This window comes from Micromonospora sp. DT228 (assembly GCF_049841595.1).
In the GTDB taxonomy this organism is placed as follows: domain Bacteria; phylum Actinomycetota; class Actinomycetes; order Mycobacteriales; family Micromonosporaceae; genus Micromonospora.
On sequence record NZ_JBNCKO010000003.1, the window covers coordinates 35444 to 52181 of the forward strand.

Below are 16738 nucleotides of genomic sequence, written 5' to 3' on the forward strand. Positions count from 1 at the left end.
CGGCACGGGCGCCGGCCCCTTCCACCTGCCGAGTCGGTCAGCTCACCGGAGCGACCACGCTCGGCCAGCTGTCCCGGAAGACGTTCGCGTTACGGTCGGTGGCGCTGAACGTGCCGGCGAAGAGGCTGCTCACCCGGTTCGCCTCGGCGGTGCTCGGGTACGGGTTGGTGCAGCCGGTGCCGGCGCTGCCACCGGACATCAGGATCGCGCAGTTGCCGTTGTAGTTGTCCGGCAGGCCGAGGATGTGCCCGATCTCGTGGGTCATGATCCGCAGCACGCTGTACTGCGCCGCCTGCTGGGTGTCGATGTAGACCCGGCCGTTGCCGAGGCTGGTCCGGACGGCGTAGGAACCGCCGCCGGTGATCCGGTAGATCCGCAGGTTGGAGCCGCAGTTCGCGGAGAGCGTCAGGTTCGACGTGGCGTTGTTCCAGATCGAGGCGGACTGGTTGGCGACGCTGGCGTAGCTTCCCGCCTGGCTGGTGTTGTAGCAGATGGTCATGGCGGCGGACGCTGGCGCGGGGTTGGCGACCGTGACGCCGACGGTTGCGAGTGCCGTCGCGAGGAACGCGACCGCGAGCCGATTGAGTCGTGAGGTCATCGCTGACTCCAATCCGGGAGGAGGGGTGCCAGGAGCCTAGCGACAAGGATTCATGTTATTCAATGTCTTGTGTTGGGCCTCGCCGGTCTGATTCGCTCATGGGTCGCGGGTGGTCGCGCCGATGCGCTAGCCTAACGATCGTTCAGGTCAGTATGGCGAGGGAGTCGGCGTGACGCTCGACGGTGAGGCACTGGAGCAGCTGCGCAAGCGGGCCCGGTCCGGCGGCGCGGACAAGTACCACGCGGCCAACGCCGCCAAGGGCAAGCTCTTCGCCCGCGAGCGGGTCGCGCTCCTGGTCGACGAGGGCTCGTTCGTCGAGGACGGCCTCTACGCCAACGCGCTCGCCGACGGGCTGCCCGCCGACGGCGTGGTCACCGGCACCGCCACCATCGACGGTCGGCAGGTCTGCCTGATGGCCAACGACTCCACGGTCAAGGCCGGCAGTTGGGGCGCCCGCACCGTCGAGAAGATCATCAGGATCATCGAGCGGGCGTACGGCGCCGGCGTGCCGATGGTCTACCTGGTCGACTCGGCCGGCGCCCGGATCACCGACCAGGTCGACCTCTTCCCCGGCCGGCGTGGCGCCGGCAAGATCTTCTGGAACCAGGTCCGCGCCTCGGGCTCGATCCCGCAGGTGTGCGCGCTGTTCGGCCCGAGCGCCGCCGGAGGGGCGTACATCCCGGCGTTCTGCGACGTGGTCGCCCTGGTCGACGGCAACGCGAGCATGTATCTCGGCTCCGACCGGATGGTCGAGATGGTCACCGGCGAGAAGACCACCCTCGAGGCGATGGGCGGGGCCAAGGTGCACACCGCCGAGTCCGGCGTGGGGCACTTCCTCTGCAAGACCGAGGCCGACGCGCTGGACGTGGTCAAGACCTACCTGTCGTACCTGCCGGCGAACTGGACGCAGGCGCCGCCGACCGCGCCGGCGGTCGCCGCGCCCGCGAAGGCCGACCTGGCCGCGCTGGTGCCGGCAAGCGAACGGCAGGCGTTCGACATGCGGCGGTACGTCAAGGGCCTGCTCGACGAGGGTTCGTTCTTCGAGATCCAGGCGCTCTGGGCGAAGGAGCTGACCATCGGCTTCGGCCGTCTCGACGGTCAGGTCGTCGGGGTGCTGGGCAACAACTCGATGTTCAAGGGCGGCGTGCTCTTCGTCGACTCGGCCGACAAGGCGACCCGGTTCGTGCAGCTCTGCGACGCGTTCAACGTGCCGCTGCTGTTCCTCAGCGACGTACCCGGCTTCATGGTCGGCAGTGCGGTGGAGAAGCAGGGCATCATCCGGCACGGCGCCAAGATGATCACCGCGATCTCCGAGGCGACGGTGCCGAAGATCTGCGTGGTGGTCCGCAAGGCGTACGGCGCCGGCCTCTACGCGATGGCCGGCCCCGGGTTCGAGCCGGATGCCACGATCGCGCTGCCCAGCGCGAAGATCGCGGTCATGGGCGCGGAGGCCGCCGTGAACGCGGTCTACGCCAACAAGATCGCGGCGATCGAGGACGAGGCCGAACGGGCCGCCTTCGTGGCCGCCAAACGGGCCGAGTACGAGCAGGACATCGACGTCGTCCGGCTGGCCAGCGAGCTGGTCGTGGACGCCATCGTCGAACCGCACGACCTGCGTACCGAGTTGGTCCGTCGCTTCGCGGCCGCGCGGACGAAGGATCGGCACTTCTCCCGCCGTCGGCACGGCGTCACCCCGGTCTGATCCTCGACCCAGGCCCCACCGCGACCCGTCCCGGCGTCACGAGCGCCCGACGGACCGTCCTTACAGGAGGATGAGATGGACTTCCGGCTCACCGACGATCAAGCGGCGCTGCGGGAGAGCGTGCGGGACTTCGCGCGCCAGGTGGTCGCCCCGGTCATCGCCGAGCACTACGAGCAGCACACCTTTCCGTACGAGGTGATCCGTCAGATGGGCAAGATGGGCCTGTTCGGCCTGCCCTTCGACGAGGAACACGGCGGCATGGGCGGCGACTACTTCGCGCTCTGCCTGACCCTGGAGGAGTTGGCCCGGGTCGACTCCAGCGTGGCCATCACGCTGGAGGCGGCGGTCTCACTGGGCGCGATGCCGATCCACCGGTTCGGCACGGCGGAGCAGAAGGCGACCTGGCTGCCCCGGCTGCTCAGCGGCGAGGCGCTGGCCGGGTTCGGTCTCACCGAACCCGGCACCGGCTCGGACGCCGCCGGCACCCAGACGCGGGCGGTGCTCGACGGTGACGAGTGGGTGATCAACGGGTCGAAGGCGTTCATCACCAACTCGGGGACCGACATCACGGCCATGGTGACCGTCACGGCGGTGACCGGCACGAACCCGGACGGCTCCAAGGAGCTGTCGACGATCATCGTGCCGACCGGCACGCCCGGGTTCACCGTGGCACCCGGCTACTCGAAGGTGGGGTGGACCGCCTCGGACACCCACGAGCTGACGTTCGACGACTGCCGGGTGCCGGCGGCCAACCTGCTCGGCGAGCGGGGCCGGGGATTCGCGCAGTTCCTGCGGATCCTCGACGAGGGTCGGATCGCCATCGCCGCCCTGGCGGTCGGCCTTGCCCAGGGCTGCGTCGACGAGTCGATCAAGTACGCGAAGGAGCGGCACGCGTTCGGTCGGTCGATCGGCACCAACCAGGCCATCCAGTTCAAGATCGCCGACATGGAGCTGAAGGCGCACACCGCGCGACTGGCCTACTACGACGCCGCCGCCCGGATGCTGGCCGGCGAGCCGTTCAAGCGCCAGGCCGCCATCGCCAAGCTGCACGCCAGCACGATCGCGGTGGACAACGCCCGGGAGGCCACCCAGATCCACGGAGGGTACGGCTTCATGAACGAGTACCCGGTGGCCCGCTTCTGGCGGGACTCCAAGATCCTGGAGATCGGCGAGGGCACAAGCGAGGTGCAACGCATGATCATCGCCCGCGATCTGGGTCTCTGAAGGTCCGCCGCGCAGAGCCTTCCGATCGGTCCGGCGGGGCTGTCCGTAGGGCTGTCGGATTATCGGCGAACGGGCGTCGTTAGCCCGACGTTCGGCTGCCGAGGGTCGTAGTCCATCCGTACTCTTCGTGGCCATGACTCCGGATCATGATCGGTCACGGAGCCCGGCTGGTCGTACCTCCCTGCCGGAGCTGCTCCGCGGGCATCGACGTGCCGCCGGCCTGACCCAGGCCGAGCTGGCGTCCCGTGCCGGGGTGGGTGTGCGGACGGTACGTGACCTGGAGCGGGGCCGTTCGATCAGGCCGCAACGCACCACCGTCGAGTTGCTCGCCACGGCGTTGGCGCTGACCGGCGCCAGCCGGGCGGCGTTCCTGGCCGCCGCCCGCGGCCCCTCCGGCGGCGAGTCAACCCGGCCGGACCCCACCCCGACGGCACCCGGGATCGGTGATCAGACGACGGCGCTTGCGGCAGCCACCAACCTGCCGGTCACACTTCCGCCGCCGGTCGCGCTCGTCGGCCGGGATCGCGACCTCACCGAGCTGGCCGCGATGCTGACCGCGGAGCGTGGGCCCCGGCTGGTGAGCCTTGTCGGGTTGGCCGGCGTCGGCAAGACCGCGCTGGCGACGGCCGTCGCACATCTGGTGGCCGTCGCCCACCCGGGCGGTGTGGCCGGAGTGCTTGTCGCGGACGGGCCGGACGTGTTCGCCGCCTCGATGGCCGGACTGAGCGCGGCACGGCTGCCGGAACTCGTGGCCCGGCTCGCCGGACGGCCGGCGCTGCTGGTGCTGGACGCGGTGGAGCACGCGCCGGGCCCGGCCGCCACGACGCTGCACCGGCTGCTCGGTGCCGTGCCCTCGTTGCGGGTGCTGGTCACCGGTCGGCACCCGGTCGGGCTGCTCGGCGAGAGGGTCTGGCCGGTCGCGCCGCTCGACGTGCCGCCACCGGGCGCCGAACGCGCGGGAGCTGCCACGCTCGAATCGTGGCCGGCGGTCGCGTTGTTCACCTCCCGACTGGCTCAGGTCCGCCGGGAGCCGCCCACCCCCGACGAGCTGCCCGCGCTCGTCGCGCTGGTCCGCAGGCTGGGAGGGCTGCCGCTGGCCATCGAGCTGATGGCCGCCCGGGGCCGACTGCTCGACCTCACCGAGTTGCTCGACAGGTACGGCGACCGCGTGCTCGACCTCGCCACCCCCGCCGATCCGGCGACCCGGCCCGGCTGGGACGCCCCGGACGCGCGTACCCGTCATTCCCGTGAGTCGGACCCCGCCTCGGCGGCGGTGTCGGTCACCCTGCGGGACGCGGTGGCGACCAGCTACCGGTTGCTGGCACCCGACGAGCGGGCAGCGCTGCGGCAGCTCGCCGTGTTCGACGACCGCTGGTCGGTGGAGTTGGCCGAGGAGATGCTCGGCGACAAGGCCGACCGGGACGGCACGGTGGCGATCGACCCCGTTCCGCTGCTGGACCGGCTCGTCGAGCTGGGGCTGCTGAGCGTACGCGGCACCGGGCAGTTCCGGTTCCGGCTGCTCGACGCGGTCCGCGACTACGCAGTCGAGCAGGCGGCCGGCGCGGGTGAGTTGACCTGCATCCGGCGTCGGCACGCCGAGGTGATCGCGCGCCTGGTGGCACGGACGGCGGGCGATCTGGTCGGCCCCCGACTGCCCGACGCGGTGCACCGACTGGACGAGATGAGCAGTGACATCAGCTCGGCGCTGGCCCACGCGAACACCGACGACCCGCTCACCGCGCTGCTGCTGGCGGCGTGCCTGACCCGCTGGTGGCGGTTCCATGGGCGCGACGTCGCCGGGCGCCAGTGGCTGCGGCGGCTGCTGGCCGACCCGCGGACCGCCGACGCCGATCCGATCCTGCGTGCCTGGGCCGCGCTCGGGATTGCCCAGCTCGCGGCCGAGCACGGTGCGGGCGCCGAGGAACTGTCGACGGCGCGTACGGCGTTGGAGATCTTCCATCAGGTAGGCGATGTCACCGGGGAGCTGGAGGCGCGAAACATCCTCGGCGCCCTGCTGATCGACGTCGGTGGGCAGGACGAGGCGCGCGAGCAGGCCGAGACGGCGCTGCGGTTGGCCGCCCGTAATGGACGTACCCGGGATCTGGCGGTGGCCCAGAACAGTCTTGCCTGGCACGAGATCCGGACCGGCGACCTGGCCGCCGCCCGCCGCCGGCTCGCCGCGGTGGACCGGCTCGCGGCCGAGAGTGGGGAGCAGCGCCTACGGCTGCTGGCCTGGGCCAATCGGGCCGAGGTCGCCCGCCTGGAGGGCTGGTACGCGGATGCCGTCGACCAGGGCCGGCGGACGCTCGCGGCGTTGTCCGAGCTGGGTGATCCGAGGCGACGCCGCCGGGTGCTTGGAAAGATCGGGTTGGCGCTCGCCCAGGATGGTCGTGCCGCGGAGGCGACCGAGGTGCTCACCGAGCTGCGTGCGGGGGCCGCTGAGCCAGCGGCCGAATCACCGCGAGCGCCGGCTCGGCGGGCCGTGATACCGAGGCAACGCTCGGAGGACGCGGCGCTGTCGGCCGGCGGGCCGGAGGCGGGGCTCGGTGCGTTGATCGAAGGGAATCTGGCGCTGCACCGGGGCGACCGGGAGTTGGCCGCCGAGTGGTTCGCCGCTGCCGCCGATGCCAAAGGTCAGGAGCGCCGTGACGTGGTGGAGGCGCTTGTCGGACTGGCCGCGAGCACCGCGGACCCGGCGGTCCTCAAGCGGCTGGAACGGGTCTGCGAGGAGAGCGGCATTCGGCTGTTGCCGCAGGAATCGGGACTGCTCTACGCGCTGACGGCCGCCCGGAGCGGACCCGAAGCGCCCTAGGAGGACCCCGTGCCCGTGCCCGTGCCCGTGGGCGTGGGCGTGCGTGGGCGTGGGCGTGGGCGTGGTGAGAGTGGCGCGGACGAAGAGCCCCCTTGGTGCTACCCCTCGCTGTTCGCCCGCGCCGTCACCCCCCGGTGATCCCCGGTGCAGGAAGCCTGCCACCCCTACGAGAGCGGAATGTCGGTTTTGGTGGAATTCTCCGGCTTGGCTGGCTCAGTTCTGCCGGTCTTTCTGCCGGTGCTGGCAACCGTCGATCCCGGAGGCTCAGGGCCGGGTGGCGGCAGCCTCCTGCTCCGGGCTGACGTCGTCGCTGCCGGCGGTGGCGCACGGATGCGCGGCGTCGCGCACCCGACGCAGTCCGTCGAGGAGGGCCGCCAGCGCCTCCGGGTCGAGTTGGCCGGTGAACCACTGCTCGATCATCTGAAGATGCCCGGGTAGCGTCTCGTTCAGACGCTGCATCCCGGCGGCGGTGACCACGGCGTACGAGCTGCGCCTGTCGTTCGGGCAGGCCCGGCGGATGAGCAACCTGTCACGTTCCATCCGGTCCACCACGCGGGTCACGCCGCTTGTCGACAACGAGGTCTGCGCGGCCAGGTCGGTCATTCGTAGTTGGTTGCCCGGCGAGCGGGCCAGTCGGGTGATGACCTCGAACTCGACCGCGGAGAGGCCGTGCTCCTCGAATTGGGCGTTGAACCGGGCTGACAGCCCGGCGTGTGCCTCGAAGAGCAGGCCGACGGCGGTGATCCGGGGATCGTCGAAGACGTTGGTCACTCGTTAATCCTACCAGTACTTGACAGAGGGAATGTTGTTGCGACTATATTTGCTGCAGCAGTCGTTGGGCTACTAAACAATCTTCTGGAGGACAGCAGCATGACCAGCAGCATCGATGCGGTTACCCGCGATTGGGACGGCCTCACCATCCCGGCGGCTGGCACCTACGCCCTCGACGTGGCGCACAAGCGGGTGGGCTTCGTCGCGCGGCACATGATGGTGAGCAAGGTGCGCGGTGAGTTCAAGGAGGCGACCGCCACCATCACCATCGGCGAGGACCCGCTGCAGTCGTCGGTCGTCGCGACCATCCAGGCGGCCAGCATCGACACCACCCAGACCGACCGGGACGCGCACCTGCGCAGCCCCGAGTTCCTGGACTCCGAGAAGTTCCCGACGCTCGAGTTCCGCAGCACCGGGGTCAAGTCCCGTCGTGGCAGCGAGTTCGTGCTCACCGGTGAGCTGAGCATCAAGGACGTCACCCGGCCGGTCGAGCTGGAGGTGGAGTTCGAGGGTGTCGGCCGCAGCCCGTTCGGTCAGGACATCTTCGGTTTCTCCGCGAGCACCGAGATCGACCGCGAGGAGTTCGGCCTGACCTGGAACGTCGCCCTGGAGACCGGGGGCGTGCTGGTCAGCCGCAAGATCAAGATCGAGATCGAGGGCGAGGCCGTCCGCCAGGCCTGATCTGCCCCGCATCACCCGTACCCCGGGCCCACGCCGCACGTCGGCGCGGGCCCGGTGTCGTCTCCGCCTCCGACGCCGACCTCGTGGTATTTGTCACGGGCGGCTCGCCCGCCATCGCGTCGGTCGCTCGGTCGAACGGGGTACAGATGGCGCCACGAGTGCGCCCGCCCCGATCGATGTCGGATCACCGACGTCGGCCTCTGGCCCGGTCAGGTGGGCGCTCTTACCGTGAAGGGTTCACAATGCGCTTTCCGGGAGGAAGAATCCCGACCGCGCCGGCTGTCGGGAGGACACATGGGCAAGGACGTCGCGCAGGGCGCCTTCACCCGGGATGAGCGCGTCCGCTACCGGCAGAAGGTGCGACGGTGCCTGGACGTCTTCGCCCTCATGTTGGACGACTTCGGGTTCGACGCCGACCGGCCGATGACCGGCCTGGAGATCGAGCTCAACCTGGTCGACTCGGCGGCCGAACCGGCGATGCGCAACGAGGAGATCCTCGCCGACATCGCCGACCCGCTGTTCCAGACCGAGCTGGGACAGTTCAACCTGGAACTCAACGCCGAACCCCGACTGATCGAGGGCACCGGCTTCGCCGACTACGAACACGACCTGCGCGGCAGCCTCTCCCGGGCCGACGAACGCGCGGCCAAGTCCGACGCGAAGATCGTCCTGGTCGGGATCCTGCCCACCCTCACCGAGGGGCACCTGGTCGAGGACAACCTCTCCACGAACGAGCGCTACCGGGTGCTCAACGACCAGATCGTCGGCGCCCGCGGCGAGGACATCGAGCTGGACATCCGTGGCGTCGAGCAGTTACGGACACACACCGACTCGATCGCCCCCGAGGCTGCCTGCACAAGCCTCCAGTTCCACCTCCAGGTCGCGCCGGACAGCTTCGCCGACTACTGGAACGCCTCCCAGGCCATCGCCGGGGTGCAGGTGGCGGTCGGGGCGAACAGCCCCTTCCTGTACGGGCGTCAACTGTGGGCCGAGACCCGGATCGCCCTGTTCCAGCAGGCCACCGACACTCGCCCCGACGAGCTCAAGGCCCAGGGCGTACGGCCCCGGGTGTGGTTCGGCGAACGGTGGATCACGTCGATCTTCGATCTCTTCGAGGAGAACGTCAGGTATTTTCCGCCGCTGCTGCCGATCTGCGAGGACGAGGACCCGGTGGAGGTGCTGCATGCCGGCGGTGTGCCGCAGCTCGGGGAGTTGAGACTGCACAACGGCACGGTCTACCGGTGGAACCGCCCGGTCTACGACATCATGGACGGCCGTCCGCACCTGCGAGTGGAGAACCGGGTGCTGCCGGCCGGCCCGACGGTGGTGGACATGCTCGCCAACGCGGCCTTCTACTTCGGGCTGGCGCGGGGTCTGGCCGAGGAGGACCGCCCGATCTGGAGCCAACTCACCTTCTCCTCCGCCGAGGAGAACTTCCAAGCCGCCGCCCGACGCGGCCTCGACGCCGTGCTGCACTGGCCCGGGCTCGGTGACGTGCCGGTGACCAAGCTGGTGCTGGAGCGGCTGCTGCCCACCGCCGCCGCCGGCCTGGACGGCTTCGGCGTCGCCCCGGCGCAACGGGACCGGCTGCTCGGCATCATCGAGCAACGCTGCCGTACCGGCCGCAACGGAGCCGTCTGGCAGACCGAGGCGGTGTGGTCGGCGGAGCGGCGGCACGGCATGGACCGCTCGGCCGCGCTGCACCACATGGTCCAGCGCTACGCGGAACTCCAGCGCGCCAACGAACCAGTCCACACCTGGCCTGTCCCCTAACTCCAACCCCACCCCAGAGCGCGTCGATCATGAGGTTATTGGCGCGACACGCCGTGCCGGATGGCTACAACCTCATGATCAACGAGGCGGGGCGGGGCCGGGGGTGGGGTTAGTCGGAGCTGGGGCGGGTGGATCGGCGGGATGCGCGGGTGCGGCGGGCGCTTGGTGTCGGATCCTCTGCGGGGGCGGAGGTGGATAGTTCGGTGCGCGGTGCGGGCACCCTCGGTGTGGGCACCCACGGCGTGGCATCCGCACCTGGCATGGCATCCGCACCCGGTGCGGCGCCTGTCGTGGTTGTCCGGGGTGCGGAGTCGGTCCTGCCGCGTCGATGCGCGGTGGCCGTGGACGAGCGGGAGGTCGACGGCTCGGAGTCGGGTTCGGCGTTTGGAGCCGGATCGGTCCGAGGGGTCGGCCCGTCGACGGTGACCTGCGTCGAGTCGGCCGGAACTGCCGGGTGCGGCTCGGGGTTCGGTGCTGCGGCGGAGGCGCTCCGGTGGGCCGCCCGACTCCGCTCGGCACGATCGGCGAGGACAGCGGCCAGCATCGAGCCGCCGATCCCCGCGATCACCGCGTACGGGGCGATCAGTTGGGTGGAGAGCTGCGCGGGGCCCAGCGTCGACCAGTGCGGCAGGGTGGTCAGGTAGGCGAGCGCGACCAGCACCGGACCCGCAGCACCGGAGGCGGCGGCCCCTACGCGGTGCCCGGCCGACCGGGCCGTCCGCCGGGCAGCCAGCACGCCGATCAGCAGCGCGGGCACGAGCGTCAACAGCGCGCCGGGCCAGTAGAGCTGGTCGGAGATCCAGTACCGCGGGTGGTCCGGATCAAAGTGCCAGGTGCCGAGCTGGGCACCCGTCAGCCCGCGTCCGACGCGTACCCCGTCGATCACCGAGACCACCGCGAGCAGCCAGAGCCAGGCGGCGGTCGCGGTCACGTTCATCGCGGCTGCCCGGGACCGAAGCGCCCAGCTGGCGACGAGCACGCCGATCAGGATGCCCAGCGTCGCCTGCATGGCGGCGGTCCGTTGCGGCGCCCCGGTGTCGGCACCGGTCGCGACCCGCGCTGGCACGGCGATCAGCAGCACGGTGACCAGCCCACCGATCCCGGCGCCGAGCGCCAGGACCACCCGCCGCAGCAGGCCGTCTCGGTCGGCGGACGCCGCCTCGGTCACCTGCGGCGATCGGCCGGCCGTCGGGTCCGGGCCGGGCCGGTCGGCGGCAGGTGGATCCGTGGCGGTCGCCGAGTCGGAAACCTCGGCCGCTGTCGGGCCGGTCAGCGGCGGCTCGGCCGTCGTCGGCGCGCCGCGTTGCTGGAGCCGCTGCGCGCAGACCGCGCCGAGGACAGTCGAGCTGGCGGCGAGCCAGGTGGCCCAGGCGAGGCCGTCGGCCCAGGCCGTGTCGCTGGCGCCCGCATCGCTGGGCGTCCAGGTGATGACGCCGAGCCCGTAGCCGAAGCCCAGTTGCGCGGCGCCCGCGCCGGCAGCGATTCCGATCGCGGTCGCGATCGACACTCCCCAGCCCTGTCTGGCCATGCCGGGCAGCGTAACGTCCCGTCGTCGGCGCGGCGAGTCGCAACGACCCGCCGGTATGGACTGACAGCCGGTGCGGCGGATTGGGCGGCGGGCGGTACGGTCGCCGGTGATGAGGCGGTGGGCGGTATGACGGACACGAGCACGGGCCCGCAGGATGCCGCGGGTGGCGGCGCGAGCCGAGCCAGCATGTGGCTGGGTGGTGGGTTGGCCGTTGTGCTGCTCGCCGCGATCGGCGCGACCGGCGGCTGGCTGCTGGCCGGCGACGGGGACAAGTCCCAGGGGGATCCGCTGGCCGCGGCGACCACGACCGGCCCGCCGACCAGCCGGGCCACCGCGGCTCGGCCGAGCACCGGTCGGGCCACGCCGTCGGCCGTCCGGACCTCCGCCCCGGCGACCAGAGGAACCGGCCTGACCGTGCCACCGGTGGTCGGCGCCGACTTCGTGCAGGCCCGGGACATGCTGCGCGAGCAGCGGCTGGGCTGGCGGCTGGTGTTTGGCGGCGGAGCCGGTCGCAATGTCGAGAGCGCCGCACCGGCCGTGGGCACCGCGGTGACCCGGGGTACGACTGTGGAGCTTCAGGTGGCTGGGCCAGCTCCAGCGGCCGAGGTGCCGGACGTGGTCGGAAAGGACTGCGCCAAAGCCGTCGACGAGTTGGTCGACGAGGGCCTCTACCCGCGTTACATAAGCGGCCGCAATGGAAAGGTCGCTCGGCAGGAGCCGGTCGAGGACGGCTCGGCCCGCTGGAACGACGAGGTCAGCATCTGGTGTGGTGCGGGCGCACCCGAACAACCGACGGTGAAGCCCAGCCCCTGAGCCGGGGTCGGTGAGTCGATCGTCGTCGCCGCCGAGGAGTCGCGTCGTGCCCGTGACCGGCGCGGCTCGGCCCGCTGGTCCCCACCGCTGGCTGGTTGGGCGACTAGGTTGACGGTCGAGGGCCATGACGCCCGTCCGGTTCGGGAAAGGACGTGCGATGAGCGACGACCGCCAGGAGCCTCCCGCCGGCGAGCAGGACGACCGGACCCGCCCACTGCCACCGGCCGCCGACCGGGCGGAGCCGCCGCGACCGACCCGACCCACGAGCGAGCCGGACGAGACGGCGCCGATCGACCGGGCTGGCCCGGGTCGTCCCGCCGGGTCGCCGGACCAGACCATGCCGATCGACAGTTCCGCCGCGACCCCGCCGGGTAGTCCGGCCACGCCGCCCGCTCCGACCGCACCGGCCACGCCGCCCGCTCCGACGCCAGCGGCCACACCGCCCGCCCCGACCCCGCCCGCTCCGACGCGAGCGGCCACGCCGCCCGCTCCGACCGCACCCGCCGATCAGACGACGCGGCTGCCCGCCGAGCGGTCGGTCGCGCCGTCGTGGTCCGGGCGGGCCGAGGTCCGGCCGCCCCGGCCGGATGAAGCCGGGGAGTGGTACGTCGAGGAGCAGGGCGCTCGGCGATGGTGGTTGCCGATCCTGTGGGGTGTGCTCGCGCTGCTGCTCGCCGGCCTGCTCGGCGGGGCGCTCTGGCTGGTGCTCGCCAAGCAGGATGACGATCGGGACGATCCAGACTCCACCCCGTCCGTCCCGCCGGCCAGTGCCACAAGTGCCGCGCCGACAAGCGCGTCCCCCACCTCGGCCGCGCCGACAAGCGAGGCACCGAGCAGCCCGCCGCCGAGCAGCGCGCCGGTCGAGGTGCCGGTGCCGCCGCTCGCCGGCCTGCCGCAGGCCACCGCCGAGGGCTTGCTGAGCCGGCTCGGCCTTGCCTACGAGGTGGTGTACCGGCCGTCGGAGCTGCCGCCCGGGACCGTGGTGGGCACCGAGCCGGGATCTGGCACACCGGTGTCGAGCGAGGACGAGGTGCTGTTGATCATCTCCCAGGCCCGGCCCTCGACCGGGGTGAGCCCGACCGCGCCGAGCCCGACGGTGACCGGCACGCCCTGACCTGTGGTCACCACATTCGTCGGCGGGTGCCGACCAGGCCGAGGCCGGCCAGTGAGATGGCGAGGCCGAAGATCCCGGACCAGAACAGGGAGCGGCGGGTGTCCGTCGCGGTGTTCCCGGCCGGAGCCGCTTCGCTGAGCTGCTGCTGGCCGCCGGCGCCACCGCCGGCCACCGACCCGGTCGGCTCGGTGACGCCGGCACGGTCGCCCCGGGCGTCGCCGCTGAGCCAGTCGGATTCCTCGGCTGCCGGTGGACCGTCGTCCGTCGGCGGGTAGTCGTCGACCACGGTGATCTCCGGTGCGGGCACCGGTGTGGTCAGGCGGGTGGACGACATCGCCGGGTCGCGGACGAGGACCAGGACGGTGACCATCGCCCCGAGGAGAGCGAGCAGTCCACAGACATAGGCGATACGGGAGCGGTGGTGCCGCCGCAAGGCGGGCTGATTGACCATGACCATCCCAGGGTCAGGGTCCTGGACGCGCGGGTGGAACGGTGCCGGGGTGGGCGTACCAATTCTATGGCGACGGCACGCCCACCGGCGGCGGATCGCGTCGGTCAGCCGACCCGGAGCGGGGTACGGGTGACCGGTCGCCGGGCCCGTACGGTGTGCGGGCGGGGCTCGGGGGCCGCCTGTAGCCGCTCCAGCCCGTCGCGCTGGACGAAGATCGATCGTCGGTTGACCGCGTCTCCCGCGGCGTTCAACTCGTAGCCGTCGAGCCAGAGCCAACCGTCGTAGGTGGGCCAGTCCAGCACCCGGATCACCCGGAACTTGATGGGCCTGAGGAATTGGACACTCGCCGCGCGAGTCACGAGCAGTACGTCACCGGTGCGGGGAAGCACATGGGCTCCTGGGGAGGATGGCCGGCGTCTGTGCCGGCGGTGCCTGAACGGGGGACGTCTCGGCCGGTGACGGGGTCGTGCCTCGTGGACCGGTGGTGCGGATGGTGATGGTCGGGCCGTACCTCGCTGGTGGCGTGCCGCCACCCGACCACCACCCGGATGCTGTCGGGAACCGCGCCCGCCGCCGCAGCTTGCCGGCTTGCAGCGGCGGGGTCATTACCCCGGAGCAGGTCTCGGTTGTGCCGGCTGGGCCCCCGTCGTGCCGGGCTTCCTCGCCTCGGTGGGGTCACCACTGCGAGGAAGCGGGTCGAGACGCTGAGTAACCCATGCCATACGGACAGAGTGCATGAGGCACGTGCTTCATGCAAGTTGCACGTCGACTTTTGCCAATACGTGAGCGAATCCCGCGAAAGGCCTATTGAAGCCTTCCGCGTACGGACGGCACACTGGGAGCCGGTTTCGCCCGTCGCGGCCGGCCGAGGACCGGCACCACCCCCTTCGTCGCGAACGTTCGCCGGACGACGGTCGCGCCCCCGGCGGGTGTCAGCCAGTGGCGCGTCGACCGGAGGTAGCCCGGGTGGGGTCGAGCAACCAGCGGCGGGGACCAGTGACTCACGGGTTGCGCGATGAGTGAGCGGCGCAGCCCCACAATCAGAAGGCGGCGGCTCGGTGCCGAGCTGCGCCGCCAGCGTGAGTCCGCCGGGATCACCATCGAGATGGTCGCCGAGCAGTTGGAGTGCTCGGCGTCGAAGGTCTCCCGGATCGAGACCGGGCACACCACCGCCACCCCGCGCGACGTCCGCGACATGCTGCGGATCTACGGGGTGGTCGGTGCCGAGAGCGACGAGCTCGTGCAGATCGCGCGGGAGGCCCGCCAGAAGGGTTGGTGGCATCCGTACAGCACGGTGCTCGTCGGCGCGTACGTCGGGCTGGAGGCGGCGGCGAGTTCGATCCGGGCGTACGAACAGCAGGTCGTGCCGGGCCTTCTGGAGACCGAGGAGTACGCCGGAGCGATGATCCGCGCGGCTCGGCCGGACTTCACCGCCGATCAGGTCCACCAGAGGGTGCGTGTCCGTCTGGGCCGTCAGTCGTTATTGACCCAGGACGATCCGGTCGATCTGTGGGTGGTACTCGATGAGGCGGTGGTACGTCGGCCGGTAGGCGGGGACGAGGTGATGCGTGGCCAACTCAAGCGGTTGGTCGAGGTTGCCGAGTTGCCGAACGTGACGCTGCAGATCCTGCCCTTCGAGGTGGGCGCGCACGCCGGCATGGACGGCACCTTCACGATCCTCAGCTTCCCTGAGGCCGGTGATCCGGATGTTGTGTACGCGGAGAACGCCACGGGTGGGCTTTTCCTCGAGAAGAGCGACGAACTGCAGAAGTACAGCTTCATCTTCGATCACATCCGCGCCGCGGCCATACGTCCAGAGGAGTCCATCGCACACATCGCAAAACTGGCAGAGGAGCCGTTGTGGAAATGGCGACCAAAAGGTTCCCCGTGGACCTGACGCAGGCAGCATGGTTCAAGAGCTCGAAGAGCGGGCCGAACTGTGACAACTGCGTGGAGGTGGCGTACGTGACGGGGGCGGTCGGAGTGCGGGACTCGAAGGACAAGACAGGTCCGGCCCTGGTTTTCGCACCGAGTGACTGGCACGCCTTCGTCGGCGGCACCCGAGGCGGTGCGTTCGGCGCGATCTGACCGAGTGGTCAACTGAGGCCTCCGTCCGGATCCGGATCCGGACGGAGGCCTTGCCGTGTCCGGGCAGGTCCGGGCGCGCCGGGAACGGCCGGCGAGGTTCCGCCGGGATTCCCGTCGCCACAGGCCGCCCGTCTCGTTGAACTGGTCGGTACGGCGCAGGTCGACGACCCGTCGCACCGACCGGCAACCGAGCGAGGTAGGCGAGACGGATGACGACGATGGGGTCAGACAATCTCACCAGCGGTGCGGCCAAACCGGAGCGGTTCGGTGGTAAGTACCGCGGAGCGCGTCGGGACAGCGTGTTGACCGAGGTGGTGTCGACCGACCAGGAGATCGGCGGGCGGGACACGTCGGCCCCCGAGGCGCTCTCGCTGCCCTCGCTGGATCCGAACCCACTCGTGGAGCCGTCGTTTCCGCCCACCGGCTGGCCGATGGAGCCCAGCGGGTCGCTGGCCGACCATCCGCTGCTCCGCGGTCTGCTGATGGAGTTGCCGCCGAAGGGCAGCCTGCCGTCGTCGGAGTGGCTGGACCGCTGGTTCGAGGCGACCAGGGCGATCCTGGAGTTGCTATACGTGCAGGGGGCCGGCCGTCCGCGCTGATCGCGGAGCGGCGGGCTGCGCCCGCTCGGCGAACCGGCTGTGCCGTAGCGCGTGCCGGACCCCGATGGCGATCACCGCGAGCGCGCCCACAGTGATCGCCGGCCCGGTGACTCCCGGGTCGGCTCCGAGGTCGGTGCCGACCGCCGCGATCACCGCCGGCACCGTGGCCAGGGCGGTCACCTGAAGCGGCAGGCCGACGAGTGGGTGGGCCGCGGCGGCGCGCAGCCCGTGTGGAGCGGGCGTGCCGGGAGCGCTGGCGAACGCGCCCGCCCCGGCCCGCAGCCGGCGGATCCGCCGTAGGGAGCAGACCGTCGTCACCAGCGCCGGACCGGCGGCCAGGGTGAGCCCGGCGGCGGCCCGGTCGACAGGCGCGGTGCCGGCACTGAGCAGACCGCCGCCGAGCACGGCCGCGGTGAGCGCCACGCCGGTGAGGGCCAGCACCAGCAACCATCCGGTACGCCGGCGCAGCATGCGGGTGTTGCGCAGCCGGGGAAGCCCGTCGGCGACGACACCGGCGGCCAGCCAGACGGCGGCGATCGGAAGCAGGATGGTGAGGTGACTCTCCATGTTCGAGAGTCTTTCCC

At 71.3% G+C, this 16738-nt stretch carries 16 protein-coding genes; 10 read left to right on the top strand and 6 right to left on the bottom strand.

Translation table 11 applies throughout. The features are described 5' to 3' along the window. Nucleotides 1-37 precede the first annotated feature (37 nt). Nucleotides 38-598: a snapalysin family zinc-dependent metalloprotease gene (locus ACLQ29_RS06810; protein ID WP_393365141.1), complete on the bottom strand. Its 561-nt coding sequence runs from the start codon at nt 596-598 to the stop codon at nt 38-40. A 169-nt stretch (nt 599-767) separates the two neighbouring features. Here ACLQ29_RS06810 and ACLQ29_RS06815 point away from each other — a divergent pair, with 169 nt between their 5' ends. From ACLQ29_RS06815 to ACLQ29_RS06825, 3 genes are all read left to right on the top strand, one after another. Beyond that, nucleotides 768-2300: an acyl-CoA carboxylase subunit beta gene (locus tag ACLQ29_RS06815; RefSeq protein ID WP_425770812.1), complete on the top strand. Its 1533-nt coding sequence runs from the start codon at nt 768-770 to the stop codon at nt 2298-2300. A 75-nt stretch (nt 2301-2375) separates the two neighbouring features. Beyond that, complete coding sequence (locus ACLQ29_RS06820) at nt 2376-3524, top strand: acyl-CoA dehydrogenase family protein (protein ID WP_425770813.1); 1149 nt, start codon at nt 2376-2378, stop codon at nt 3522-3524. Between the two features lie 133 nt (nt 3525-3657). After that, complete coding sequence (locus ACLQ29_RS06825) at nt 3658-6336, top strand: ATP-binding protein (protein ID WP_425770814.1); 2679 nt, start codon at nt 3658-3660, stop codon at nt 6334-6336. Nucleotides 6337-6600: 264 nt separating this feature from the next. Here the strand turns inward: ACLQ29_RS06825 and ACLQ29_RS06830 are convergent, their stop codons facing one another. After that, nucleotides 6601-7107 carry a MarR family winged helix-turn-helix transcriptional regulator gene (locus tag ACLQ29_RS06830; RefSeq protein ID WP_425770815.1) on the bottom strand — a complete coding sequence of 169 codons (507 nt, stop codon included), beginning with the start codon at nt 7105-7107 and terminating at the stop codon, nt 6601-6603. 99 nt (nt 7108-7206) lie between these two features. Here ACLQ29_RS06830 and ACLQ29_RS06835 point away from each other — a divergent pair, with 99 nt between their 5' ends. Together ACLQ29_RS06835 and ACLQ29_RS06840 are read left to right on the top strand one after the other, a co-directional pair. Beyond that, nucleotides 7207-7788 (top strand): YceI family protein, encoded by a 582-nt coding sequence (locus ACLQ29_RS06835; RefSeq protein WP_393365150.1) that lies wholly within the window; start codon nt 7207-7209, stop codon nt 7786-7788. A 294-nt stretch (nt 7789-8082) separates the two neighbouring features. Further along, entirely contained in the window at nt 8083-9561 is a 1479-nt protein-coding gene (locus ACLQ29_RS06840) for a glutamate--cysteine ligase (protein ID WP_425770816.1), read from the top strand. A 109-nt stretch (nt 9562-9670) separates the two neighbouring features. Here the strand turns inward: ACLQ29_RS06840 and ACLQ29_RS06845 are convergent, their stop codons facing one another. Beyond that, on the bottom strand, nt 9671-11089 hold the full coding sequence (locus tag ACLQ29_RS06845) for a hypothetical protein (RefSeq protein ID WP_425770817.1): 1419 nt from the start codon (nt 11087-11089) through the stop codon (nt 9671-9673). Between the two features lie 126 nt (nt 11090-11215). Between ACLQ29_RS06845 and ACLQ29_RS06850 the strand changes: the two genes are divergently transcribed. Further along, nucleotides 11216-11902, top strand: a complete 687-nt coding sequence (locus ACLQ29_RS06850) for a PASTA domain-containing protein (protein WP_425770818.1) — start codon at nt 11216-11218, stop codon at nt 11900-11902. A 157-nt stretch (nt 11903-12059) separates the two neighbouring features. After that, entirely contained in the window at nt 12060-13016 is a 957-nt protein-coding gene (locus ACLQ29_RS06855) for a PASTA domain-containing protein (RefSeq protein ID WP_425770819.1), read from the top strand. Nucleotides 13017-13023: 7 nt separating this feature from the next. Here ACLQ29_RS06855 and ACLQ29_RS06860 read toward each other — a convergent pair whose 3' ends face one another. Continuing rightward, nucleotides 13024-13467 (bottom strand): hypothetical protein, encoded by a 444-nt coding sequence (locus tag ACLQ29_RS06860; protein WP_425770820.1) that lies wholly within the window; start codon nt 13465-13467, stop codon nt 13024-13026. A gap of 104 nt (nt 13468-13571) precedes the next feature. Next, entirely contained in the window at nt 13572-13856 is a 285-nt protein-coding gene (locus tag ACLQ29_RS06865; RefSeq protein WP_393365161.1) for a hypothetical protein, read from the bottom strand. 626 nt (nt 13857-14482) lie between these two features. On the opposite strand from ACLQ29_RS06865, the gene ACLQ29_RS06870 reads away from it, so the two are divergent. The 3 genes from ACLQ29_RS06870 (at nt 14483) to ACLQ29_RS06880 (ending at nt 16154) form a co-directional block, all read left to right on the top strand. Further along, entirely contained in the window at nt 14483-15364 is an 882-nt protein-coding gene (locus tag ACLQ29_RS06870; protein ID WP_425770821.1) for a helix-turn-helix domain-containing protein, read from the top strand. After that, complete coding sequence (locus ACLQ29_RS06875) at nt 15334-15555, top strand: DUF397 domain-containing protein (protein ID WP_425770822.1); 222 nt, start codon at nt 15334-15336, stop codon at nt 15553-15555. Before ACLQ29_RS06870 ends, ACLQ29_RS06875 begins: the two co-directional genes overlap by 31 nt. 209 nt (nt 15556-15764) lie before the next feature. Continuing rightward, complete coding sequence (locus tag ACLQ29_RS06880) at nt 15765-16154, top strand: hypothetical protein (RefSeq protein ID WP_425770823.1); 390 nt, start codon at nt 15765-15767, stop codon at nt 16152-16154. On the opposite strand, the gene ACLQ29_RS06885 is transcribed toward ACLQ29_RS06880, so the two are convergent. After that, nucleotides 16122-16721 carry a hypothetical protein gene (locus tag ACLQ29_RS06885; protein ID WP_425770824.1) on the bottom strand — a complete coding sequence of 200 codons (600 nt, stop codon included), beginning with the start codon at nt 16719-16721 and terminating at the stop codon, nt 16122-16124. The genes ACLQ29_RS06880 and ACLQ29_RS06885 overlap by 33 nt on opposite strands. Between the last annotated feature and the right edge of the window lie 17 nt (nt 16722-16738).